General features: G+C 71.2%; 19 protein-coding genes and 6 tRNA genes. 15 read left to right on the forward strand and 10 right to left on the reverse strand.

The window, feature by feature from the left end; genetic code table 11:
* Positions 1–524 precede the first annotated feature (524 nt).
* The 5 genes from urtA (at position 525) to urtE (ending at position 5546) form a co-directional block, all read left to right on the forward strand.
* Positions 525–1751: an urea ABC transporter substrate-binding protein gene (urtA, locus tag WMF39_RS30650; RefSeq protein ID WP_437740039.1), complete on the forward strand. Its 1227-nt coding sequence runs from the start codon at positions 525–527 to the stop codon at positions 1749–1751.
* 134 nt (positions 1752–1885) lie between these two features.
* A complete protein-coding gene (urtB, locus tag WMF39_RS30655) occupies positions 1886–2782 on the forward strand; it encodes an urea ABC transporter permease subunit UrtB (protein ID WP_437740040.1) in 897 nt (298 codons plus the stop codon).
* 14 nt (positions 2783–2796) lie between these two features.
* Positions 2797–3930, forward strand: coding sequence for an urea ABC transporter permease subunit UrtC (urtC, locus tag WMF39_RS30660; protein WP_437740041.1), 1134 nt, complete (start codon positions 2797–2799; stop codon positions 3928–3930).
* An 81-nt stretch (positions 3931–4011) separates the two neighbouring features.
* Positions 4012–4839, forward strand: a complete 828-nt coding sequence (urtD, locus tag WMF39_RS30665; protein ID WP_437740042.1) for an urea ABC transporter ATP-binding protein UrtD — start codon at positions 4012–4014, stop codon at positions 4837–4839.
* 5 nt (positions 4840–4844) lie between these two features.
* The gene (gene urtE / locus WMF39_RS30670; protein ID WP_437740043.1) at positions 4845–5546 is read left to right on the forward strand and encodes an urea ABC transporter ATP-binding subunit UrtE; all 702 of its coding nucleotides are present in this window, start codon (positions 4845–4847) and stop codon (positions 5544–5546) included.
* A gap of 380 nt (positions 5547–5926) precedes the next feature.
* Here urtE and WMF39_RS30675 read toward each other — a convergent pair whose 3' ends face one another.
* The gene (locus WMF39_RS30675) at positions 5927–6880 is read right to left on the reverse strand and encodes a hypothetical protein (RefSeq protein WP_437740044.1); all 954 of its coding nucleotides are present in this window, start codon (positions 6878–6880) and stop codon (positions 5927–5929) included.
* A gap of 1192 nt (positions 6881–8072) precedes the next feature.
* Here WMF39_RS30675 and WMF39_RS30680 point away from each other — a divergent pair.
* From WMF39_RS30680 to WMF39_RS30705, 6 genes are all read left to right on the forward strand, one after another.
* Positions 8073–8816 carry a formylglycine-generating enzyme family protein gene (locus WMF39_RS30680; protein ID WP_437740045.1) on the forward strand — a complete coding sequence of 248 codons (744 nt, stop codon included), beginning with the start codon at positions 8073–8075 and terminating at the stop codon, positions 8814–8816.
* Between the two features lie 172 nt (positions 8817–8988).
* Positions 8989–9135 (forward strand): hypothetical protein, encoded by a 147-nt coding sequence (locus WMF39_RS30685; protein ID WP_437740046.1) that lies wholly within the window; start codon positions 8989–8991, stop codon positions 9133–9135.
* 31 nt (positions 9136–9166) lie between these two features.
* The gene (locus WMF39_RS30690; protein WP_437740047.1) at positions 9167–10771 is read left to right on the forward strand and encodes a serine/threonine-protein kinase; all 1605 of its coding nucleotides are present in this window, start codon (positions 9167–9169) and stop codon (positions 10769–10771) included.
* 260 nt (positions 10772–11031) lie between these two features.
* Positions 11032–12096, forward strand: a complete 1065-nt coding sequence (locus WMF39_RS30695; RefSeq protein ID WP_437740048.1) for a hypothetical protein — start codon at positions 11032–11034, stop codon at positions 12094–12096.
* Positions 12097–12181: 85 nt separating this feature from the next.
* Positions 12182–12484: a hypothetical protein gene (locus WMF39_RS30700; RefSeq protein WP_437740049.1), complete on the forward strand. Its 303-nt coding sequence runs from the start codon at positions 12182–12184 to the stop codon at positions 12482–12484.
* An 875-nt stretch (positions 12485–13359) separates the two neighbouring features.
* Positions 13360–14568 carry a formylglycine-generating enzyme family protein gene (locus WMF39_RS30705; protein ID WP_437740050.1) on the forward strand — a complete coding sequence of 403 codons (1209 nt, stop codon included), beginning with the start codon at positions 13360–13362 and terminating at the stop codon, positions 14566–14568.
* Between the two features lie 9 nt (positions 14569–14577).
* On the opposite strand, the gene WMF39_RS30710 is transcribed toward WMF39_RS30705, so the two are convergent.
* Positions 14578–15546 (reverse strand): ornithine cyclodeaminase family protein, encoded by a 969-nt coding sequence (locus WMF39_RS30710; protein ID WP_437740051.1) that lies wholly within the window; start codon positions 15544–15546, stop codon positions 14578–14580.
* Between the two features lie 292 nt (positions 15547–15838).
* Between WMF39_RS30710 and WMF39_RS30715 the strand changes: the two genes are divergently transcribed.
* The 4 genes from WMF39_RS30715 (at position 15839) to WMF39_RS30730 (ending at position 20188) form a co-directional block, all read left to right on the forward strand.
* Positions 15839–17452, forward strand: coding sequence for a DUF4215 domain-containing protein (locus WMF39_RS30715; protein ID WP_437740052.1), 1614 nt, complete (start codon positions 15839–15841; stop codon positions 17450–17452).
* Between the two features lie 54 nt (positions 17453–17506).
* Complete coding sequence (locus WMF39_RS30720; protein ID WP_437740053.1) at positions 17507–18565, forward strand: hypothetical protein; 1059 nt, start codon at positions 17507–17509, stop codon at positions 18563–18565.
* 671 nt (positions 18566–19236) lie between these two features.
* Positions 19237–19536 carry a hypothetical protein gene (locus tag WMF39_RS30725; protein WP_437740054.1) on the forward strand — a complete coding sequence of 100 codons (300 nt, stop codon included), beginning with the start codon at positions 19237–19239 and terminating at the stop codon, positions 19534–19536.
* A 76-nt stretch (positions 19537–19612) separates the two neighbouring features.
* Positions 19613–20188: an HPF/RaiA family ribosome-associated protein gene (locus WMF39_RS30730; RefSeq protein WP_437740055.1), complete on the forward strand. Its 576-nt coding sequence runs from the start codon at positions 19613–19615 to the stop codon at positions 20186–20188.
* A 65-nt stretch (positions 20189–20253) separates the two neighbouring features.
* Here WMF39_RS30730 and WMF39_RS30735 read toward each other — a convergent pair whose 3' ends face one another.
* From WMF39_RS30735 to WMF39_RS30770, 8 genes are all read right to left on the reverse strand, one after another.
* Positions 20254–22470, reverse strand: a complete 2217-nt coding sequence (locus WMF39_RS30735; protein ID WP_437740056.1) for a protein kinase domain-containing protein — start codon at positions 22468–22470, stop codon at positions 20254–20256.
* A 113-nt stretch (positions 22471–22583) separates the two neighbouring features.
* A complete protein-coding gene (locus WMF39_RS30740; RefSeq protein WP_437740057.1) occupies positions 22584–23102 on the reverse strand; it encodes an HNH endonuclease in 519 nt (172 codons plus the stop codon).
* Positions 23103–23162: 60 nt separating this feature from the next.
* Positions 23163–23235, reverse strand: a tRNA-Leu gene (locus WMF39_RS30745).
* A gap of 4 nt (positions 23236–23239) precedes the next feature.
* A tRNA-Leu gene (locus tag WMF39_RS30750) sits at positions 23240–23321 on the reverse strand.
* 15 nt (positions 23322–23336) lie between these two features.
* Positions 23337–23410 (reverse strand) — tRNA-Pro (locus WMF39_RS30755).
* A gap of 45 nt (positions 23411–23455) precedes the next feature.
* Positions 23456–23529: transfer RNA gene (locus WMF39_RS30760), tRNA-Pro, on the reverse strand.
* Between the two features lie 82 nt (positions 23530–23611).
* A tRNA-Glu gene (locus tag WMF39_RS30765) sits at positions 23612–23685 on the reverse strand.
* A gap of 99 nt (positions 23686–23784) precedes the next feature.
* Positions 23785–23855: transfer RNA gene (locus WMF39_RS30770), tRNA-Gly, on the reverse strand.
* Positions 23856–23906 lie beyond the last annotated feature (51 nt).

Consider the following 23906-nt stretch of genomic DNA (forward strand, 5'->3'; position numbering starts at 1 on the left):
GCGAGGCCGCGCGTGCGCGCCCAACGACCCCACGCTCGACGCCCCGCGCGCCTCGCCCTCGCGTGCGGTGCATCACAGCGGAGCCGTAACCGGGGCGAAAACTCGAGCGGAACGAGAACAACGATGGATCGCTCGACGCGCTTTGTGGCCAGAAATCCAAACGGCCTGCGGAAAACGCACGGCGCCTGCCGGCCGGGCGACATTTCACGTCGACGAAACCTCTACGAAACATGGCACTCGGCATAAGGCCTTTCACCACGACGTCGTGTGGCTGGCCCTTGTCCGGGGACCGCGTTCTGCTGTGCAGGGCGGCCATCGGGTGTGTCCAGCCGGGAGTCTTCACTGGCCGGCTCCCGAACTCCCAACGGCTCTTGTGCAGTCGAATCGCCGCGCCGCGTCGATGCAGGGCATTGGACGCGCCCTCGGCACCCAAGGAGGATGCGTTGAATATGTACACGTCTGGGTTGGACGTTGAGGATCGGCCGGCGGCGGGCACCTCTCGGCGTCGTACGCTCTGCGTCGCGATGGCGGCGCTCGCCGGCGCGGCCCTGCTCTCTGCCTGCGGCAAGGCGAACGACGAGGCTCCGGCGCCCGGGACGGCGCCCGTGGCGCCCGCCTCGGACAGCGGCTCCATCAAGGTCGGCGTGCTCCACTCGCTGAGCGGCACCATGTCGATCAGCGAGGTGGCCGTGAAGGACGCGACGCTGCTCGCCATCGAGGAGATCAACAAGGCGGGCGGCGTGCTCGGCAAGCAGCTCGTGCCCGTGGTCGAGGACGGCGCCAGCGACTGGCCCACGTTCAACGAGAAGGCCAGGAAGCTCGTGCAGCAGGACGCCGTGGCGGTCGTGTTCGGCGGCTGGACCAGCGCCAGCCGCAAGGCGATGCTGCCCTCGTTCGAGGAGCTGAACGGCCTGCTCTTCTACCCGGTCCAGTACGAGGGGCTGGAGCAGTCGCCCAACATCTTCTACACCGGCGCCGAGCCGAGCCAGCAGATCGTCCCCGCGGTCGACTACCTGCTCGAGAAGGGCAAGAAGCGCATTTACCTGCTCGGCTCCGACTACGTCTTTCCGCGCACGGCCAACAAGATCATCAAGGCGCAGCTCGCGGCGAAGGGCGGTGAGCTCGCCGGCGAGGAGTACCTGCCGCTCGGCGGGACCGAGGTCAGCACGATCATCACCAAGATCAGCGCGGCCAAGCCGGACGCGATCTTCAACACGCTGAACGGCGACAGCAACGTGGCGTTCTTCAAGCAGTTCAAGGACGCCGGCTACACCGCCGACAAGCTGCCGGTCCTCTCGGTGAGCGTCGCCGAGGAGGAGGTGCGCGGCATCGGCGCCGAGAACATCGCCGGACACCTCGTCTCGTGGAACTACTACCAGACCACGGACACCCCAGAGAACAAGAAGTTCGTCGACGCGTACAAGGCCAAATACGGCGCCGCGCGCGTCACGGACGACCCCATCGAGGCGGGCTACTTCGGGGTCTACCTGTGGAAGATGGCCGTCGAGAAGGCGAAGTCGACCGAGGTCGCCAAGGTGAAGGAGGCCGTGAAGGCCGGAGGCATCGAGTACAACGCGCCCGAGGGCCTGGTCCGGCTCGACGGGAAGAACCAGCACACCTGGAAGACGGTCCGCATCGGCGCTGTCCGGAAGGACGGCCTCATCGACGAGGTGTGGAGCTCGGGCAAGCCGGTCCAGCCGGATCCGTACCTGAGCGCGTATCCCTGGGCGAAGGAGCTGGCCGCGAAGTAGCGGGGCGCGAGCGCGAAGCCTGAAGCCCGGACCACGGAGCCGCGGAGGGCGCGGGGCCTCGTCAGGATGCCCTCCGCGCCTCCGCGGCCCGAACCTCACTGTGCGCGGCGTCTCGATCGGTTGGGTGCTCTAGAATGAACGAAGTTCTCCTCCACGCCTTCAATGGCCTGAGCCTGGGCTCGATCCTCCTGCTCATCTCGATGGGCCTCGCGTTCTCCTTCGGGCTCATGAACGTGATCAACATGGCCCACGGCGAGTTCATCATGGCGGGGGCCTACACGACGTACGTCATCGGGCACCACGTCGCGCCGCTCGTCGGGGGGACCGAGGCCGGGCTCTGGTTCCTGCTCGCGCTGCCGGCCTCGTTCCTCGTGGCCGGCGTGCTCGGGCTCGTGCTCGAGCTCTCGATCGTTCGCTTCCTGTACGGCAGGCCGCTCGACACGCTCCTCGCCACGTGGGGTGTCGGGCTCGTGCTGCAGCAGGCGGCGCGGAGCCTGTTCGGCGCGTCCAACGTGCAGGTCTCGAGCCCGTCGTGGCTGAGCGGCGGCGTGGCGCTCTCGGGCGGCGCGCAGCTGCCTTACAAGCGGGTCTTCCTCATCGCGCTCGTGATCGCGTGCATCGCCGCGGTCTACACGTACCTGCACCGCTCCGCGGGCGGCAGGCGGCTGCGGGCCGTCATGCAGAACCGCGAGATGGCCTCGTGCCTCGGCGTCCGCGCGCGCCGGGTCGACGCCGCGACGTTCGCGCTCGGCGCCGGGCTCGCCGGGATCGCCGGGTGCGCGCTGACGCAGCTCGGCTCGATCGGGCCGTCGCTCGGGACGAACTACATCGTCGACGCCTTCATGGTGGTCATCCTCGGGGGCCTCGGGCGGCTGCCTGGCACGGTGGTGGCCGCGCTCGTGATCGGCGTCGCGAACACGCTGCTCGAGCTCTCGACGACGGCGTCGCTCGGCAAGGCGCTCGTGTTCGCGCTGGTGATCGCCTTCTTGCAGTGGCGTCCGACAGGCCTGCTCGCCCTGCGCACACGATAGGAGAGGACACGGACATGGCCCCTCGAGACTCTGCCCTTCGCAATTTCGTCTGGACCTGGGGAGCGCCGCTCGCCGTGGCGCTGCCGCTCCTCGTCGCGCCGCTCGCGCTCTCCGACTTCCGCCTGAACCTGCTCGGCAAGTTCCTCACGTACGCCATCGTCGCCCTGGGGCTCGATCTCATCTGGGGCTATGGCGGGATGCTGAGCCTCGGGCAGGGGCTCTTCTTCGGCCTCGGCGGCTACGCGATGGCGATGTACCTGAAGCTGGAGACGTCCGGCTCGCGCCTGCCCGATTTCATGAGCTGGAGCGGCCTCGAGGCGCTGCCGATCTTCTGGGAGCCGTTCCGCTCGCCGGTCGTGGCCCTCTGCGCGGTCGTCCTCCTGCCGATGGCGGTCGCGTCCGCGGTGGGTTATCTCGTCTTCCGGAGCCGCGTCCAGGGGGTATATTTCTCGCTGATCACCCAGGGGCTGACGCTGATCGCGTCGATCCTCTTCATCGGCCAGCAGGCGGTGACGGGCGGCACGAACGGGATCACGAACCTGAAGACGATCTTCGGCTTCGCGCGGGGGGCAGCCGGGACGCAGACGGTGCTCTATTTCGTGACGCTCTTCTGCCTCGGGGCGCTCTATCTCCTGTGCCGGAAGCTCACCCAGTCGCGCTTCGGGCGCCTGCTCGTGGCGATGCGGGACGACGAGAACCGGGTGCGCTTCCTCGGCTACAACCCGGTCACGCTGAAGACGCTGGTGTTCGCGCTGTCGGCGGGCATGGCGGGCATCGCGGGCGCGCTGTTCGTCTGCCAGGTCGGCCTCATCTCGCCCTCCTCGATGGGCGTGATCCCGTCCGTCGAGATGGTGACCTGGGTGGCTGTCGGCGGGCGCGGCACGCTGATCGGCGCGGTCGTCGGGGCGATCCTGGTCAGCCTGGGCAAGAGCGCGCTGAGCGAGTCGTACCCCGAGGTGTGGCAGCTCGGCTTCGGCGCGCTCTTCGCGGCGTCGGTCATGCTGCTCCCGAAGGGCGTCTCGGGCTTCCTGCAGCGGCACGCCGCGAAGCTCTCGCGCCGCGACACGGGCGGCGCGGCGGGGCCGGCGAGCGGGGATGAGGTCGATTCGGCGGCGGGCCCAGAGGCGCCGGCGACGACCGGTCGCTGAGGGGGAGGCGCGGAGATGAGCGGAAGCGAGCACGGAAACGAGCGCGGAATCGAACGCGGAAACGAGGAGAGGAGCAGCGCGATGAGCCGCGGCAACATCGTCGAGGTCCAGCGGGTGACGGTGAGCTTCGACGGCTTCAAGGTGCTGGACGAGCTCGACTTTTCCATCCAGCGCGGGGAGCTCCGGTTCCTGATCGGGCCGAACGGCGCGGGGAAGACGACGCTGCTCGACATCCTGACCGGCAAGACGAAGCCGTCGAGCGGACGTGTGGTGTTCCACGGAGGTGGGGAGTCCGGACAGGAGGCCGTGGAGGTGAATCGCCTGCCGGAGCACGCCCTTGTGCGGCTCGGGATCGGGCGGAAGTTCCAGACGCCGGCGGTGTTCGGGAGCCTCACGGTGCTCGAGAACCTGGAGGCGGCGATGGGCTTCCGGGAGAGCGCGCCGGGGCTGCTCCGCGGGCTGTCAGCGCCGCAAGAGAGGGAGATCGCCGAGACGCTCGATCGCGTCGGGCTCCGGCGGCGCGCGGACGTGCGGGCCGCGGTGCTCGCGCACGGGGAGCGGCAATGGCTGGAGATCGGCATGCTGCTCGTGCAGCAGCCGAAGCTGCTCCTGCTCGACGAGCCGGTCGCGGGGATGACCCGGCGCGAGCGCGACCGCACGGGGGAGCTCGTCCAGGAGATCGCGAAGCAGCGGTCGGTGCTGGTGGTGGAGCACGACATGGAGTTCGTGCGGCGCTACGCGAGCACGGTGACGGTGCTGCACGCCGGCAGGCGGCTGTGCGAGGGGCCGGTCGAGGAGGTCCAGGGCAACGCGCAGGTGATCGAGGTCTACCTCGGGCGGGCGCACGACGCGGGGCGCGCGCGGGGCGGGGCCAAGGAGCCGGCCGAGGCTCAGGCGGAGGAGCGGTAGCGAGCATGCTGGTTGTCGAGGATCTCGCGGTCTATTACGAGGAGAGCTGCATCCTGTCGCAGGTCAGCCTGGACGTCGCGCCAGGGCGGGTGTCGTGCCTGCTGGGCCGCAACGGGGTCGGCAAGACGACGTTGCTCAAGGCGATCATGGGCGTGCTGAAGCCAAGGCGCGGCAAGGTGACGCTCGACGGGGCGGACCTCACGGCGAGGTCGCCGAGCGACAGGGCGCGCGCGGGGATAGGCTATGTGCCGCAGGGGCGAGGGATCTTCCCCTACCTGACGGTGCGAGAGAACCTGCTCATGGGCTTCGAGGCGAAGAGCGATCCGACGCCTAGCCCGGCGGCGCTGGAAGAGATGATGGAGATGTTCCCCATCCTCAGGAAGTTTCACGCGCGGGCGGCAGGGACGCTGAGCGGCGGGCAGCAACAGCAGCTCTCCCTCGCGCGCGTGCTGCTGAGGAAGCCGAAGCTGCTCTTGCTCGACGAGCCGACGGAGGGGATCCAGCCGTCGATCATGCAGGAGATCGGGGAGGTGATAAAGGGGCTCGGACAGAAGGGGGATATGGCGATCCTGCTCGTGGAGCAGTTCCTGGACTTCGCGCTCTCGACGGCGAGCGAGTACTTCATCATGGATAACGGCGGGATCGTGCGGCGGGGGAGCGTGGCGGAGTTCGACGACGAGATCGCGAGGGAGTTTCTGGCGGTGTGAGGGCCCCTTCGAGTCCACGAGCGGAGGCGACATGGAGGGAGGGTGCAGCCGAGGGCGTGGCGGAGCTCGACGACGAGATCGGGCGCACGCCGAACGAGACGCGGGGGCGAGATCCGCAAGCAGATCCGCGCCCGGTGGCAGGACGCCATGGATCCGCACTGTCTGAACGGGATGAAACTGCGCATCGTCGAGGTCGGGCACAGCGGCACCGAGGCGGCCTCTCGCGCGCGAGCCGGCAGAGCGTCGCGCGTCCTCTCCTCCGAGAACGCGGGCGTCGCGAGCTCATCCAGCTGTCCTACGTGGAGGTCGAGGTGCTCCCCCGGGAGGCGTGGAGGTGCTCGCCAGGGGCGGTCGATGCGGAGCCAGCCGCGAGCACGAGGCTACGCCAGCGCTTGCTCGGCGCTCGTCGCGGTCACCGCCTGGTCAAGCCACCGCTCCAGCGCGGCCGGCTCCGAGCAGGCGTCGATCTGGGCCTCTAGCGCCGCGCTGAGCGCAAGCCCACGCCGCGCCAGGACCCTGCGGAGCGCCGCGCGCGCTTCCGTCAGCCGGCCTTGCTCCTGGCCCTTCTCGAGGCCCTTCTCGAGCCCTTGCTCGATCCCTTGCTCGATCCCCTCCTGGATGAGCTGTGCCTTGACCTCCGGGCTATCGGCGAGCAAGGCGCGAAGGATCCACTGCCTGCGCGCCTCGATCTCCGGGTCGTCGGAGCGAGCGAAGCGTCGCAGCAAGTCCTCACGGGTCTGCGGTGACATCGGCAGGTACTCTAGCATAGAGATCACCCATTCCACCTCCCGCCGCGGTGCCACCCACCGGGCGAACTCGTCAAGGGCCTGTCCGGAGCGAGCCACCAGGAACGGCACGAGCTCATCGCACAGCGGTAGCTCGTTGGCGGCGATCCAGAGAAACTGAAACGGCGACGGCCCGACGCGGTAGCAGCCAGGAGAGAACCGCTCCGGCGCCCGCGCAACGTACAGCCACGACGGCAAGCGGGGAGCGACGACCCAGAGGGGCTCTTCGCCCATCCAGAGCGGCTCGCACGCGTAGATGCGCTCGATCTCGCGCGCCAGCCTGCGCAGCGTCGCGCGCTTGATCTCCCCGATGTCGACGTGGTCGCCGGCCATCTTGATCTCGACGAGCACCTCGTCATGGTCGCACGCCGCCGGCCAGGGCGCGGCGAGACGAGCGAGGCCGTCAGGCCGCAGCACACGGAGGTAACCGTCGGCCTGAACGCGCTCGAGTCGCACCTCGGGCGGCCGGTGCCATGCGGCGGAGCCGTCGGTGACGCGCGGGGTGTCCTCGGCGAAGGTCAGCTTCGCGAACCCGTCAAGCTTGCCCACGGCGGTCTTGATATCAACTCACCGGCGGCGACGCACTTCAAATAAGCGATCTGCACGGCAGATAAAGAGAGATGAATTCGCAACCCTGTGCGCAAGCGCGTGAGAGCGGGTGACCCGACCCCGGCGCCGCGGGCGACACGTCACGCTCGGTCGGAGCGGCCGCGGAGCGACAGCGCCCGAGAGCAGCGCGACGGTAGGCCTCGATGAGGCGCACGCCGTCGAGCCGGCCACGGCACTGCGCAGCGGGAACACCTCAACGGGAGCCAGGGAGCGCACGGCGCGGAGACCCACGAGGACCTCATGGGCCATGGAGGGCATCGCGGCGTGGCTGTCACGGGGGCGCGCACGCGGCCAAGTTCAGCGCATGTCGCGCTCCGGCGACCCGCGAAGTGACCGCGCTGCTCGGGAGAAATAGAGACATCATTCTGACAGGTCGCGCGTAATTGCGTGAGCCTCGATGCCGTGCTGATCGAGCGGCTCGCCGCCGGCGGGGCTCCGGATTGCCTGACGCAATCCATCTGGGCGCTCGGCTCGCTCGAGACGAAGATGCCGTGGCATCTCCGCGAGCCGCGGGGGCATGCGCCGCGAGGCGCACGCATGCGGCTCGCGCAGCAGGGCGTGAGGCCGAGCACGCGCGGCGGTGGACATCGGGCACGCGGCGGCGGTACGACGAGCCATGGCGAAGAGGACGGGCGCGAAATGGCTGTGGGCGGCGTGGGCGGCGACGGCGGGCGGCTGTGGGCTGGTGGCGGGGCTGGAGGACGGTTATTACGTGCAAAAAGAAGGCAGCGGCGGGAGCGGAGCTGGCGGAGAAGCCGGCGCCGGAGGGGCGGCTGGAGGCGGGATGGGAGGCGCCAGGGGAGCTGGAGGCGGGGACGAGTGCACGCCCGAGGGGAAGGCGTGCGCGAATCAGACGTGTGTAGAGGGCAAGTGCGTCGGGGAGTGCGGCCCGGAGGACGTGCGCTGCTCGGAGAACCGGCCACAGCGCTGCGATGAGCGCGGGGAATGGGAGGATGCGGCGCCGTGTGGAGCGGCAGCGCCAGCGTGCGACCAAGGGAAGTGCGTACCACGGAGCTGCGTCGGTCTGCCGGAGACGTGCGGTCCTGGGGGCGACGAGAGCTGCTGCGCGACGGGAGCGGCGGTCGAAGGAGGGACGTTCAACCGTGGCAACGATACGAGGTATCCAGCGACGGTGAGCGGGTTCTTGCTGGATAGGTACGAGGTGACGGTGGGCCGGTTCCGCAAGTTCGTGGAAGCATATCCCGGGAGCAAGCCGGCAGCAGGAGCAGGAGAGCACCCGAAGATCGCGGCGAGCGGGTGGGACGCAGCGTGGGACAGCAGCCTGCCCGCGGATACGGCGGCATTGAAGGCCGGGGTGAAGTGCGAGTCGACCTACCAGACATGGACGGATGACTCCGGAGCGAACGAGCACCTCCCGATGAGCTGCCTGAGCTGGTACGTGGCGTTCGCGTTCTGCGCGTGGGATGGGGGTCGGCTGCCGACGGAGGCGGAATGGAACTACGCGGCGGCGGGAGGAGGCGAGCAGAGGCCGTATCCGTGGTCGACGTCAGCCAGCGACACCACCATCGATGCGAGCCACGCGGTATATGACTGCATGGGAGATGCGGTCATGCCGCGGTCATGCGCGTTCAGCGACTTCCAGCTGGTCGGCTCGCGGTCGCCGAAGGGGGATGGGAAGTGGGGTCAGGCAGACCTGTCCGGGAACCTGTGGGAGTGGGTCTTGGATGGGTTCGCGAGTCCGTACCCACCAGGCGAATGCAACGATTGCGCGAATCTCACCACAGCCTCGGTCCGGGTGATCCGGGGCGGGAGCTGGAGCGACCCCCCATCGCACCCGCTCTCTTCCAGCCGCAACAGCCGCCTCCCGTCGGACCGCAGCGAAGGCACCGGGGCCCGGTGCGCGAAGACACCGTAGGACAATGACACAGATATTGCTTAATGTATCACTTCCATTGAAATTTGATCCTTGAACCCTTGTTCGAGCACGGATCCCCGCCGATGTCGGGCGATGGCAGCCGTAGCGCGGGAAGCCGGGGGTCCGGGGGCGGAGCCCCGGCCCGGCAGCAGCGCCGGTGATCGCGGCCCGGATGGAATCGCTCCTCGCCTGGATGGCCGAGCGGGTCGCCAAGTTCCCCCGCGATCACCGCTTCACGGTCGGCGACCGCCTCCTCCATGCCTGCCTCGACGTCACCGAGCACCTCGTCGAGGCCTCGTACCGGCTCCCGTCCCCTTGACGCCGCCCGCCCGGCGCGTGAGCCTCCTCTCGTGTCGGTCATCCTTGCGGAGGGGACGGTCTTCGCGCGCCGCTACCGCGTCGAGCGCCTCATCGCCGCCGGCGCGATGGGGGCCGTCCACGAGGTGATTCACCTCGAGACCGAGCGCCGCCGCGCGCTCAAGGTCATGCACGCTCACCTCTTCCAGAGCGAGCAGATGCGCGCCCGCTTCAAGCAAGAGGCGCGCATCGCGGCCAAGGTCGAGAGCGAGCACATCGTCGATGTCTTCGACGCGGGCGTCGACGAGGCGACCGGCATGCCGTTCCTGGTCATGGAGCTGCTCCGCGGCGAGGAGCTCGGCGAGCGCATCAAGCGCGCCGGCCGCCTGCCGCCCGCCGAGGCCGTCACCTACCTCTACCAGACCGCGCTGGCCCTCGACCGTACCCACGCGGCGAGCATCGTGCACCGCGACCTCAAGCCCGCGAACCTCTTCCTGTCGCAGCGCGAGGACGGCTCGGTCCGCGTGAAGATCCTCGACTTCGGCATCGCCAAGCTCGTCGCCGAGGGCGCGACCGCGGCGGGCACCACGAGCAGCCTCGGCACGCCGCTCTACATGCCCCCCGAGCAGTTCCACGGCCGCGCGAGGCTCACCGGCGCCGCGGACGTCTTCGCGCTCGGCATGATGGCCTATACGCTGCTCGTGGGCGCCTCGTACTGGGATCCCGAGGCGAGCAGCGTCGACGGCGTGTTCGCGTTCGCGATGATCGCCGTCCGCGGCCCGCAGGAGCCGCCGGTCCAGCGGGCGCGCGCGATGGGCGTGGCGCTGCCGCCGGCCTTCGACGCGTGGTTCGCCCGGGCCACGGCGGTCGATCCCGCGGCGCGGTTCCAGCGGGCCACGGAGGCGGTGCGGGCCCTCGGCGACGTGCTCGGCGTCCCGGCGGGCGGCAGCCGGGCGACGTTCCCGAGCGCGCCGTCCTGGCCCGGAACCGCCCCCGCCACCGCGGCGGTGGCCCCCGCCCTCTTCACGGCCGAGCCGGTGGCGGCGACGAGGACGAGCGCGGGCCCGGAGCGCGACGCGCGCTCGTCCGGTCCGGCGCACGTGGGGAGCTCGACCGGCGCCGCGGTGTCCGGCATGCTGTCCAGGTCGTTGACACCGAGCCGCGCCCCGCTCGTTGCGGGGCTCTCGGGGCTGGGGCTCCTCGTGCTGCTGGGCGGCGGCTGGCTCGTGCTGCGCGCCAGCCGTGGCGTCGAGCCAGCCGCGGCAGCCGTCACGACGGCTGCGGCGGCGCCGGAGTCGACGGCGGCAGCGCCCGAGCCGACCCTGGTCCCGGCGCCCGCGTCGGCGCCCGAGCCGGCCCTCGCGCAGACGCCCGAGCCGGCCCTCGCGCAGGCGCCCGAGCCGGCCCCCGCGGCGCCGGAACCGACCGCCGCAGCGACGCCTCCTCGCCCCCCGGCGACGGCGCCGCGCGCGCCGTCCACGGCGGTGGTGCGAGCCTCCACGGCCCCCGCGCCGACAACGCTCCGCCCGGGCGCGCCGCCACGGGAGCCCGCGGCCAAGCCATCGGCATCGGGCCCCAGGCCGCCCTCGGGCGACAAGAAGCCGCCCGCGCCGCAGCAAACGACATCCACCTCCCCCTCCCCGTACGGCCGGTATTGAGCTGCACCTCCGTGGCAGCGCCGGCTCGCCCCCTGCGCGCCGAGCTCCGCCTCGGTGGCAACGCCGGCTCGCCCCCTGCGGGCCGAGCGTGTCCTCGTCTGCGAGCGGTTCAAGCGCCGTCATGAAGGCACGGCACAGCGCCCCGTTCCCCTCTCCTTCCCCTCCTTCCCACCTCTCCGCCGTCGTGCTCCAATCCGCCCGCCCACCGCGCTCGTGACGGCGCGTCTCCCGCTCTCTCCTCACCCGCCGAGTGCCAGCGCATGCCCCCTCGTCTCCGCCGCTCCGCCCCTCTCCTCGCCGCCCTCGGCGTGCTCTCCCTCTCGGCTCCTGCGGCGGCGCAGGACATCGCCGCTGCCGAGGCGCTCTTCGAGCGGGGGCTCGCCGACATGCAGGCAGGCCGTTACGAGACGGGCTGCAAGGCCCTCGCCGAGAGCGAGCGCATCGACCCTCAGCCCGGCACGCTCTTCACGCTGGCGTCCTGCGAGGCCCGATGGGGCCGCATCGCCACGGCGGTCGCGCGCTTCAAGGACTACCTGGCGCGTTTCGATCGGATGAAGCCGGCCGAGCAGGCCCGTCAAGGCGAGCGGCCGAAGCTCGCGATGGAGGAGCGCGACCGGCTCTCGCCCCAGATTCCGAGGCTCGCGCTCTCCTTGCCGCCGGGTGCGCCGGCAGGCACCGTGGTCCGGCGCGACGGGTCCGTGCTGGGCGAGGCCGCGCTGGGCGTCGCGCTGCCGGTCGACCCCGGAGATCACCGGGTGTCGATCCAGGCGCCGGGAGGGCCCGTCCGGGAACAACACGTCACGATCGCGGCGGGCGAGACGAAGGAGCTCACGCTGGCGCTGAAGGACGCGCCGGCCGCCCAGGCCCCCGCGTCCCCTCCGACATCCCCGGCACCCGCGATCGTGCCGGCGCCCGCGCCGGCCCCGCCGGGCGCGCCGGAGGTTCCCGCAGGCCGCCGAACGGCTCTCTATCTGGCGGGCGGGCTCGGCGCGGCAGGCCTCGTGCTGGGCGGCATCACCGGCGCGATCGTGCTCGGCAAGAAGGACACCATCGACGAGCACTGCGGCAGCGGGATCCAGGCCGCGGACCCGAAGGCATGCGACACGACAGGGCGCGACGCCGGGGACAGCGCGAACATGCTGGCCACGGTGAGCACGATCGGGTTCGCGGTGGGCCTGGTCGGGGCCGGGACGGCGCTCGTCCTGTACCTCACCGAGCCGAAGACCGCGCCACCGGCGGTCACCGCGAGCCCGAGGTGGATCAGCGCAGGCGTGCTGGAGGCAGGGCCAAAAGGGGCCATGTTCGGCGCGCGAGGGCGCTTCTGACGCCGACGATAGCGCCTTCGTAAGAGCAGTTCCTGGGGAACTGGACTGCCTCTTCGTCCACAGGCCAGCCGGACTGGCGCACGTTGTGGAACGGCGCCGCCTCCCGCGGCCCACCCGGCGTCCGTCAGCGCTCCGGCAGCGGGCGTATACCTACTGGCTCTCTGCCTACGTCGAGCTCCTCCACCTCGGCCGCTACCTGGAGCGGGACGACCCCGCCGCCGCGGAGCGCTTCCCGGCCGTCTCCGCCGAGCGCGGCACATCCGCGCGCCAGCCCCAAACCGCCCCCGCGCCGCCGGCCGCTGCGCCCGAAGCCTCGCCTGCACCCGCGCCCGCCGCGGCGCCGCCGGCGGCTTCGGCGCAGGACGGCGGCGGCCCAGCGCCCGTCTGAACCCACGCCGCCCCGGAGCCGGCCCGGCAGCCGGATCGAGCCGGCGGTGGATCAGCGCAGGCGTGCTGGGGGCAGGGCCGGCGGGGGCAGTCCTCGGCGCGCAAGGGAGCTGCTGACGCTGGCGAACGTGAACGGAGCTGGGAAACGCTACCGCCAGCAGGCTCCTGGCGCCGATCAGGAGTGGACGCAGCCACTCTTCTCGCATCGTCGGGATGCAGCCGTACCCGTAGGCCCCCTGGCGGAAGCGTGAATGGTGCGACGCTTCACCGTGTTCACCCTGAGAAACCGGTCGAGATCCGCCTCCTCGGCAGCAGCCCCAAGCAACGTCGGAAGTGCGTTCGCGATGGCAGCGAGCAGCAAGCGATCACGCCGCTGGGCATCATGGATGTGCGTGGCCGAAAGCCCCATACCGAAACGCAGATCCTTCGGTCTGCGTCGACAGCGCCGGGGCTGGCTCTCGTGAGGGGCAAGCTTGATCGAATTCGTCGCGCGCGTCGTCATGATGTCGCTCCGACCAACGGGAAACGCGCTAGGCTCGCTGGTCGCCTCCTACCGAGACAACTCCGGTCAGCGACGACGACCACTCACTCGACAGGCATAATTTCTCGCTTCGAGCCTACTTGAAGCTCAAGATCTCGATCTCCGTGACGCCCAACCGTTAAACTCCGCCACAGATGTGAGGGATCCCTCAGCGGGGAGGCTGCAGGTCGGCCGCAAAGGGCGGCCGTCGTCACGCCGACCCGCTCGTTCCAAAAGAGTGAAGAGCGTCGAGCGCGGCCATACCGCTGGAGGCGGCGCAGCCGCGCGCGTCGCCGGGTAAGATCGCGGGCGCGCGCCGCGGTGGACAGCGCGGGGAGAGCGGCCAAAGAGGAGATATGAAGAGCAAGCGCACGCGTCGGTGGTGGTGGTGGGCGGCATCGGCCTTCATGGCAAGCGGCTGCACGGCGATACTGGGGCTGGACAAGGACTATCACCCGTTCGAAGGCGCAGGCGGCGACACCGTCTCCGGCGGAGGCGACGCAAGCTCGGGCGGCGGCGGCGCCGGCAATGGCAGCGGCGGCGGCGGCGCCGGCGCCGGCGAGTGCACGCGCGGCGACGCGCGGTGCTCGGACAACCGGCTAGAGCGGTGCAACGACCGCGGTCAGTGGGACGCCCCGGAGCCGTGTCCTGCGGAGGCGCCCGTGTGCAGCGGAGGGACGTGCACGACGCCCCCGAGCTGCGAAGGGCTGCCATCGACGTGCGGGCCGGGCGAAAGCGAGAGCTGCTGCGCGAGCGCGGTGGTGCCCGGGGGGACATTCGACCGCGGCAACGATGCTGCATATCCAGCGACGGTGAGCGACTTCCGCCTGGATCGCTTCGAGGTGACGGTGGGGAGGTTCCGGAAGTTCGTCGAGGCGTACCCCGGCAGCCAGCCCGCGGCCGACGCGGGAGCGCGCCCGGGCATCCAGGGGAGCGGGTGGAACCCGGCCTGGAACAACGAGCTGCCCCCGGACGCGGCGGCGCTGCGAGCAGCGGTGATGTGCAATCCGGACAACGCGGACATGCGGACGTGGACGGAGGAGGCGGGCGCCCAGGAGCACCTGCCGATGAACTGCGTGAGCTGGTATGTCGCCTTCGCGTTCTGCGCGTGGGACGGGGGCCGGTTCCCGACAGAAGCCGAGTGGAACTACGCGGCGGCCGGCGGGGGCGAGCAGCGGCAGTATCCGTGGTCGAATCCGCCGGAGTCGACGACCATCGACGCGAGCTACGCCTCCTACGATTGCAGGGAGAGCGCGGCGCCCGGCTGCACATTCCAGAGCGACTTCAGCGACATCGCGCACGTCGGGTCCCGCTCGCCGAAGGGCGACGGGCGGTGGACGCAGGCGGATCTCGGCGGGAGCATGCGGGAGTGGGTGCTGGATGGGTACGGGACCTATCCGGCAGAATGCGTCGACTGCGCCAGCCTGACGGACACCTCGAAGCGGGTGGTCCGCGGCGGGAGCAGCTTCGGCACGCCGAGCTATCTGCTGACGTCGGAGCGGGTCAGCGTCGCGCCGTCGGCGCCCTATTACAGCCTCGGCGTGCGGTGCGCGAGGACGCCGTAGCGGCCGCGCTCAGCCGAAGAAGTCGAACGCCGTCCCGGCGCCCCGTTCGCGCGCGGCGGCGTAGATGACCCGCGCGAGCGCGACGTCCTGGATCGCAAGCCCGGTCGAGTCGAACACGGTGATGGCCGCGTCGCCGCGCCCGTTCAGCTTACCCGCGACGACCTCGCCGAGCGTCCCCTGGATGTGCTCGCGGCGCAGGACGCCCGCATGCAGCGGCACGTTGATCTCGCCGCTCTCCGTCGCTTGGTGCCAGTCGTCGATGATCACGCGCGCGTCCCGGAGGATGCCCGGATCGAGCTCCTGCTTGCCGGGCGCGTCGGCGCCCATCGCGTTGATGTGCGCCCCCGGAAGGACCCACGCGCGCTGCACGACCGGCGCGCGGGCGGGCGTGGACGTGCAGAGGATGTCGCAGCCGGAGGCCTCCTCCACCGAGACCGCGCGCCCGCCCGACTCGGCCGCGAACCGCTCGCTCGCCTCGCGCGACACGTCCGCGGTGAGCACCTCGAGCCGATCGCCGTAGACGGCGCGGTGGGCGTCGACCAGGAAGCGCGCCTGCACGCCGCAACCGATGAAGCCGAGCGTCCTCGGGTTCGGCCCCGCGAGGTGCTTCGACGCGATCGCCGCCGCCGCGCCCGTCCGCACCGCCGTGAGGCGCGTCGCATCCATCACGGCGAGGGGCACCGCTGTGGCCGGATCGCTCAGGATGTAGAGCCCCATCACGGACGGTAAACCGAAGCGCGCAGGATTCTTCGGGTGCGAGTTGACCCACTTCACACCAGCCGCGCCGTCGGCGTAGGCCGGCATCGCACGGAGATCACCGTCGTGGGCCGGGAGCCCCAGATAGACCTTCGGCGGCATCGCAGCCTCGCCGCGGCCATGCGCCGCAAACGCCGCCTCCACCGCGGCGACGGCCGCCTCCATGGCGAGGAGAGAGGCCACATCGGACTGGGAGAGGAGCAGTGTCTTTTCGGGCTTCATCGGACGCGACCGTACGCGAGGGTGCCACCGAACGCACGTGTTCCGGCGGCGGGCCGGTGGGCTCGCATGCTACGCGCGCCGCCTCGGTACGCCTTCTTTCCGCGAAACGGCCCGCTGTCCGGCGCGGATCGCGCATGACGAGCCCGCGGCAAACGCAGCGCGCCAACGAACACGGATGCCGTGAACCAGGGGTTGGCAGGCGAAGCCGTTGCACTGAAGATGGTGCGGCGCTGCGCCGTGGGGTGGAGTGCATCTCACGTCTCGACAATCTCTCTTCTGGTGGAGCGGGTGGATGAACGTACGACTCGTTGCAGGTCTATTTGTGCTCGCGCTCTCGACGACCGCTGGGTGCGGCGGCGATGACGGCGAACGTGGCGAAGGTGGCGCCGGCGGCTCCGGCGGCGCCGAGCCCACGGGCAGCGGCGCCGGTGCGTCGGGCGCGACCGGCACGGGCGGCAGCGGTGGCGCCGAGCCCGCGGGCTCGGGCGGCAGCGGCGGCGCCGAGCCCACGGGCACCGGCGGCGCGGGTGGCGCCGAGCCCACGGGCACCGGCGGATCGGGTGGCGCCGAGCCCACGGGCACCGGCGGCGCGGGTGGCGCCGAGCCCACGGGCACCGGCGGCTCCGGCGGAGCGAGCCCCACGCCCTATGGAGCGGCGTGCACCTCCGATGCGGCCTGCCCCGAGGACTACTGCATCACCGAGCGCGAGTGGGGATGGCCGTCCGGAGCCTGCGCGGGCCAGTGCGATCCCGCCGTGGGAGACTGTCCCAACGGCGGCTTCTGTGAAGATTTCGGCGAGGGCCTGGGGTTGTGCCTCCTTCTGTGCAGCGGGCCGGACGATTGCCGCGACGGCTACCGGTGCGGCGAGATCAGGGGCGAGCTCACCGCGTGCATCCCTGGGTGCACCGAGAACTCGCAGTGCCGGACGCTCGGCGTGTGCGACACGCTGGATGGCCTCTGCAAGCTCGGCGAGACGGACTGCTCCGACGGCGAGGACGACGAGGGCGACGAGCGCGTCGACTGCGCGGACAGCGACTGCACCGCGACCTGCCGCCCGCTCGTCGACGCAGCCTGCGCGGACGCGGCGCCGGCGACGACGGCGACGATCGAGGGCGATACGTCGCTGGGCACGCGCGTGTTCGAAGGCACCTGCGGGGGCGTGGGGCCCGAGGAGGTCCACCTGTTCACGCCCCCCGCTGGGCAGTCGGGCACGCTCCGCGTCGTGCTCCAGTCAGGAGCGGGGGATCACGTCCTCTACGCCCGCACGGCGTGTGCGGACGGATCCACCGAGCTCGCCTGCCAGGACAAGATCGCCCCCTCGGGTGCCGGGCCTGAAATCGCGATCGTCGTGAGCAAGGACCAGGAGGTGCCGATCTTCGTCGACGCCGTCACGTCCGCTGGCGCAGGGCCGTACACGCTGGAGCTCTCGTTCTCTCCGGCCACCTGCGGGGACGGCACCGTCAGCCGGCCCGAGGAGTGCGACGACGGCAACACCGTCAGCAGCGACGGCTGCTCCGCCGAGTGCACCTGGGAGCTCGACGACATCTGCGCGGACGCGCCCGTGGCCGTCCTGGGCGAGAACCGGGGCGACACGACGAGCGGGACGATGGTGTTCGACGGCACCTGCACCAGGCCCGGGATGCGGGAGGGGATCCACGCGGTCACGCCGCCGAGCGCTGGCAGGCTCAGGGTGGTGCTGTCCTCCGAGACCGACCAGGGCTTCTACGTACGGGCGGGCTGCACGGGCCGCCAGCTGGCGTGCATGGAGGAGCAGATCAAAGGCCGCGACGAGAGGACCGATATCACTGTCGACGGCGGCGTGCCGCTGTTCATCTTCGTCGAGCCGTACAACTCGCCGGACGCCGGCCCCTACACGCTCAACCTCTCCTTCACGCCCGCCGGCTGAGCTCCCGCGCCTGGGAGCGCCCTCTCGCCGGGGCGGATGCGGTACGCTGCGCGCGTGCTCGCCGCCCCGCCTCCGCCTCAGCCACCTCGCCCCGCGCGCTGGCTCGCCGCCGCGTTGCTCGCCGTAGGCGCGTGCCAGCCGGCCTCGGCGCCCCCCGCCCGCGCCTCCCAGGACGCCGCGGCGCCCCCCGGCGCGGCCAGCGCCAGCGCCGCGACGTCGGCGCCTCACGACGGCGCCCCGCCGCCGCGGCCCGCGCCGCCCCCCCGCGGCGGCAACGGGCAGCCGGCGCTGGTGGCCGCGGGCGACGGCGCGTCGCTCGATAGCCGGTCGCCGGTGAGGCTCCCGCCGCCGCCGTTCGGCGCGGCGCTCTTCCGGCGCGCGCCGACCGGAAGCTCCGCCGCGCCGCGCCTCGTGAAGGTCGCCGAGAAGAAGAACCAGATCACGGACGAGGCGGCATGGTTCACCACGAACGGCCTCGCGCTGCCGATGATCACGCCGGCGCCGAGCGCGGACGCGCGCGGGGCGAGCGACACCTTCCCTTCCTTCGCTCCCGAGCGCTACCGCGATCAAGCGCTCGTCAAGGCGATCGGCCACGGGGACCACAGCGCGCTGCTCTACGGCCCGAACTTCGCCGAGGCGCGCTTCGCCGCGATCCTCGACGCGGCGCACTCGATCGTCGCCTTCTTCGACTTCGAGAGCTTCCTCATGCCGCCTGAGTTCGATCCCAAGGAAGCCGACTTCGTGAAGGGCAGCATCGGCTGGGCCGCGGTCGAGGACGGCGTGCTCTACGTCTCGTCGGGGCACAGGACGTATGCGGCCTCATCGAAGGGCAAAAACGCCTACCTGTCGGCCATCGAGCTCGCCTCGGGACAGCTCCTCTGGCAGAGCGCGCCGCTCGTCTGCAACGCCGAGAATTTCGTCTTGCATGGAGATCACCTCCTCTGCGGATACGGCTTCACGGCCGAGCCGGATTTCCTCTATATCCTCGAGCGCGCCACCGGCAAGGTCGTCTCGAAGTTGCCGCTGAAGAGCGGCCCCGAGTTCCTCGTCGAGAAGGACGGCAAGCTCTTCGTCCGCACCTACGACACGGATTACGTCTTCGAGATCCGCTGAAGCGGCGCGCCGAGGAGCGAGCTCGAGCCAACGGCGAGCACGAAGGCGAGCTCGGGCGCACGTGGCAGGCCGAGCGGAGGAGCGCGAGCCGGCTGTGCAGCGACGTTCGCGGCGCGGGCGCTCGCCCTCGTGCACGCCATCCTGTCGCTGCTCCTGCGCCGCACGACGACACAACGACGCGCCGTGCGCACGTGCTCCCGATCGGCACGGCGGGCGGGCCTTCGCGTCGCTCCGCGCTCCGTGAGGGCCCGTCGTGGCCGCCGCCCCTCGCGGCGCCCCCTGGTGGCAGAGCTCGTCAGGAGCGGGCGGCACCGCTCCCGGACCCGACACGCATGGAGCGCCGACGAGACGCCATGGAACGACGTGAAGCGCGCCGCACGTCGCAAACTGCCCCAGGAGAGGGCGCCCCGTCGCTTCATGCCACACCCCCTTGCCACCCTGGAGATGCACGAGGGACGCAAGAACTGGCTCGCTCCGCGCAGAGCCTGCGCCTCCGCGCGCGCGCCTGGCGCGCTCGACCGTGAAGGAGCGCGCCGCGCGGCTGTTGCTCGGTTGAGCGGCCATGGCAGCGAACTTGCTACCTGATCACGCCGAGCACGCGCGAGGTGTTCACGGTCGCAGGGCCAATCCCTCCGAGCCTGCGCCTCCGGCGAAGCAGACGCATACCGACGATGCTACAGCGTGATATGAAGCCGAGCCACGTGGGCGGGCAGGACCTCGGGGGCGGGCCCTCCCCCCTGGATCCCGGCGTGAAGCGCGCGCAGGACATCGAGGAGCCGACGCGTCGGCTGCGGGGCGTCGCCTCGGCCGATCTCCGGGAGATCCCGGTCTTGCCTGAGGAGGCCCGGCTGCCGCGCGACGCCGTCGATCGGGCAGCCCCGGAGCGGCGCGCTCTCCGAGCGATCGCGCGGAGAGCCGCGAGGCCGGGGCAGCGCCCGGCGCCTGGACCGGAACTCCCACCCACGTGCTGAAATCGGCTGATACGGATCAGCGACCCATAGCGACTGCAGTGAGGCGTCCCAGCGACGCAGGATGAAAGGAGAGAGCATGCAAGTGGAGCTCACCTTCCGACACATCGGCAAAAGCCCCTCGCTCGAGGAGCTGATCCGGGAGCAAGCGAACAAGATCGAGCGCTTCAACGACCACATCAACAGCTGCGCGGTGGTGGTCGAGCGCGACCACGCGAGCATGGGCACGGGCGGAGAGTACCGCGTGCGCGTCGACCTCCACGTGGCCGGCAAGCACGAGATCGTGAGCGAGGAGCGGGCCGCGAGGAACCTGCTGCCGGCGGCGGTGCGCGACGTGTTCCAGCGCGCCGGTCGCCAGCTCAAGAAGCTCGCGGACGAGCACCGGAGCGAGGTGAAGGCACACCCGGCGCAGGACACGGCCGGCGTCATCGCGAAGCTGTTCAACGACTACGGGTTCATCACGACGATCGATGGTCGGGAGATCTATTTCCACGAGCGAAGCATCGTATCGGCTCCGTTCTCCGAGCTGAGGGTCGGCATGGGCGTCGCCTACACCGAGGAGGACGGCAACGAGGGGCCTCAGGCGAGCAGCGTGCGCGTCGTGGACGCGCGCGGCGGCAACCGTGGCAGCGAGGAGATACCTACGCTCAGCTAGCCCGAACGCGCGGGGCTCGGGCGCGCGGCGCGAGCCCCGCCTCCCGCTGTCCGCCGAGGCGGCGGCTATATCGTCGTATCGCGTCGCCACCGCCAGCGGGGCGCCGGCCGAGGCCTCGAGTCCGCCGGAGGCTCGGCCGGCGGCGTCGCGCTCTCCTCTCTCTCCTCCTTCGCAGGGGGCATGTCCTCGTCGGCGGGAGGCTCTGGCTGCGGCTGCGCCCTGCGCTGCCGCAGGGCGCACTCCTCGTTCTGCCTCTCCAGCGCGTCGATCTGCGCGGAGGCCTCGTCGAGCCTGCGCTCGAGCAAGCCCACGCGCGTGGACTCGCGCCTCAGCTCCGACAGGGCAGCCCTGAGCTCGTGCTCTCTCGAGCCGAGGGCGGCCCTCACCCTCTCGCGCTCGTCCTCGGCCTGTCCGAGCCGCGCCGACAGGCGCTCGCGGTCGCCCTCGAGCCCGGCGATCTCGCGCTCCATGGCGCTCCTCGACTGCTCGTAGCGCTCGTCCGCCTCTGCCTTCGCGGCGGCCGCGGCTTGCGCCGCGCGCCTCGCGCGGAGCTCGGCGCTCTCGGCCAGGCGCTTCGCCTCGGTCATCGAGTCCCTGGCGGAGTTGGCGCTCTTCGCGTCGTCGCTCGCCCTCATCGCGAGCGCGAGCGCCTCCTCGGTGGCGCGCTGCGCCTCGGTCATCTTCGCGAGGGCCTCCTGCGCGGAGGAGTTCGCGGCCGCCTCGAGGCGGCTGTGCTCCCGCGCGGCGCGCTCGGCGGCCTCGGCCGTTGCCCGCGCCCGCGTCGCTTGCACCCAGAACACCGTGGTCGTCGCGACCATGCCCATCAGGAAGACCACGCCGAGCGCAAGGAGCACCCGCGTGAGCCGCTCGCGGCGGGCCTCCGCGCCGAGGGCCGCGTCGAGGAAGCTGCGCTCCAGGCCCGAGAGGTCGTCGATGTCCCGGGCCCACGCGGACAGCTCGTGCAGCGCCTTTCCGCGCGGCAGGAGCCTCGGCGCCCTGCCGCTCGCGACCCACCTCGAGAGCGCCTCGTCGAGCTCCTTCTTCGCCCGGCCGAGCCGGTGCAGCGCCGTCGCCACCTCCGCCATGCGCGGCCGCGCATCGGGGTCGAACGACAGCACCCGGTGGACGAGGGCGACGAGATCGGGCGGCGTGGCGGCGCTCATCGGGGGCGGCCACGCGCCGCGCGGCGCGTCGGGCGTCTGCCCCTCGAGCAGCTCGTAGAGGATGACGCCGAGGGAGTAGACGTCCGCCTTGACGTCGACGCTCCCGGAGTGGCGCTCCTGCTCCGGCGCCATGTAGCTCCTCGTCCCGAGGCCCCACGCGCCTTCCTGCGTGAACGGCATCGTGGGCTGTCCCGCGCCCCCGCCGCTCGACGCGGGCCCGGCGGGCTCGATGGACACGCGCCCTGCAGCAGAAGAGACCACCCCGGGCGGGATCTCGACCGGCGCGGGGAAGACCTGGATCGCAGGCCTCTCGAGGCTCACGCGAGGAAGGCTCCGGAGCGCGTCGTCCTCGCGCGGGTCGCTCTCCGCCGTCGAGCTCTCTTCGCGCTCCGCCGTCGTGCGCGCGTCGCTCGCAGGGCCGCTCGCGATCCCCGCCCAGCCGGCGGCGCTCTCGGGGTCGGGCGCCATCCCCACCGTCGGCGCCGTCGGCGCAGAGAGCTCGGTGCGGAGCGGGGGCACGGACGCTGGCGCGAGGGAGCCCCTCGCGTCCAGCTCCAGCACCTCGGGGAGGCCGCCCCAGAGGACCTTCGCGATGCCGAAATCGAGGATCTTGACGCGGCTGCCCCCGGGGGCGAGCTCGTCGTCGATCACCATGATGTTCTCCGGCTTCAGATCGCGGTGGACGACCTTGGACGCGTGGGCCGCGGCCATGGCCGACGCGATCTGGTAGCCGAGCCGCACGACCTGCCGCGGCCGATCCGCGGCCGGCACGGCCTGCACCCAGTCGCGCAGCCCCCGCCCATCCAGGTACTCCATCACGATGTAGGGAGAGCCGTCCTCGACCTCACCGGAGTCGAAGACACGGACGATGCCGGGGTGGTTGATGATGTTGACGGCGATCGCCTCCTGCCGGAAGCGAGCCACGACGTCCGGCCGGCGGGCGTAGTCGCCGAGCAGCACCTTGATCGCCGCCCGCGCCCGCGTCTTCGGGTGCCGCGCCCGGAAGACGCGCCCCATCCCGCCGCGGCCGAGCTCTCCCTCGATGAGCCAGCCCCGCAGGATCGCGGGGAACGGCGCGTCCTCGTCCTCCGCGCGGCCTTCGGCCTGACGCGTCTCCATGCCTGCCCATCCTGCACCCGCGCGGCCGCCGGCGGAAGCCCCGACGCGCGCCGGCGCGCCCGACCCGCCGTCTGCACGACGGGCCGCGGGCGCGCCGGCGTGAGGGGCTCAGCTCACCCCGAGCTCGCGCAGTAGCCTGCCCACACCTCCGGGATGCGCCGCTCGCTCAGGCCCATGACGGGCGCAGGCGGCAGCCACTTCGGCTTCACCGGGGCGCGGAGCAGCTTCATGCCGGCCTGCTCCGGCGTGCGCCCCCGCTTCGCCGAGTTGCACGCGTAGCAGGAAGCGACGATGTTGTCCCAGACGGTCTTGCCACCCTGCACACGCGGGATGACGTGATCGTAGTTGAGCTCACGGGCCACCTTCTTCACGCCGCAGTACTGGCAGCAAAATCCGTCGCGCAGGAGGACGTTGAGCCTCGAGAACTTCACGCCGCGCTTCATCCCCAGCGTCGGCCGCTTCAGCCGCACCACCGCAGGCGCGTTGATGGAGAGCGACGGCGACCGGATGACATCGTCGTACACCTCGATGACCTCCACCTTGCCCAGGAAGCTCATCGTGACGGCGGTCTGCCAGGGGATGACCTTATGGGGCACCATCCATGGCGTCAAAAGCAGCGTCTGCGCGGTCATGGCCCACCTCTCTATCGTCTCTTTCTCTTCATGACGTCACTCCAGGTTAGACGCAATCGGTGCCCGGGGAGGGAGTCGAACCCCCAGATGGCTGGGTCTAAGCCAGCAGCGTTTGCCGTTTCGCCACCCGGGCAGGGTGTCACCGGTGGGACTCGAACCCACATACCCCGAAGGGCGCAGGATCTCAGCCTGCCACGTATGCCGTTCCGTCACGGTGACGTCCGCGCGACGCGGTCTGAGTGGGAGGATTCGAACCTCCAGCCCCCGGCTCCCCGAGCCGGTGCTCTACCAGGTTGAGCCACACCCAGAGGGTCTTCGTCGTGCGTCGCGGCGGAGCTGTCGCCCCTCCGCGGTCTGGGTGGGGGGATTCGAACCCCCAGTCCCCGGCTCCCGAAGCCGGTGCTCTACCAGGTTGAGCCACACCCAGAAATCTATCATCAAGATGGAATTGGCAGGCTCGCTCGGGCGCGGGCGCCCGAAGGAGCACGCTGGCGAGCGGAGCGGCCCGGTGTCCCCAGCGGGATTCGAACCCGCGCCTCCGGAGCGAAAATCCGGCCGCCTGAGCCTCTAGCGAGATGGGGACAGGGACACATGATAAGCACATGAACAGGAGAGCCGACCTGCGGCCCCGGCGCCGCGATGTCGCGGGCGCAGAGCGCCGCGAGGGGCGGCCCCTGACAGGAGCGGTGGAGGAGAATCGAACTCCCGTCGCGAGCCTGGCACGCTCGCACTCTACCGTTGAGCTACCACCGCGGGTTCATCGAAAAAAGAGGCGGGCCGCCGGGCGCCGCGCGCCCGCACATC

Origin of the sequence: Sorangium sp. So ce1504, assembly GCF_051521635.1 — a bacterium.
Taxonomy (GTDB): Bacteria; Myxococcota_A; Polyangia; order Polyangiales; family Polyangiaceae; genus Sorangium; species Sorangium cellulosum_B.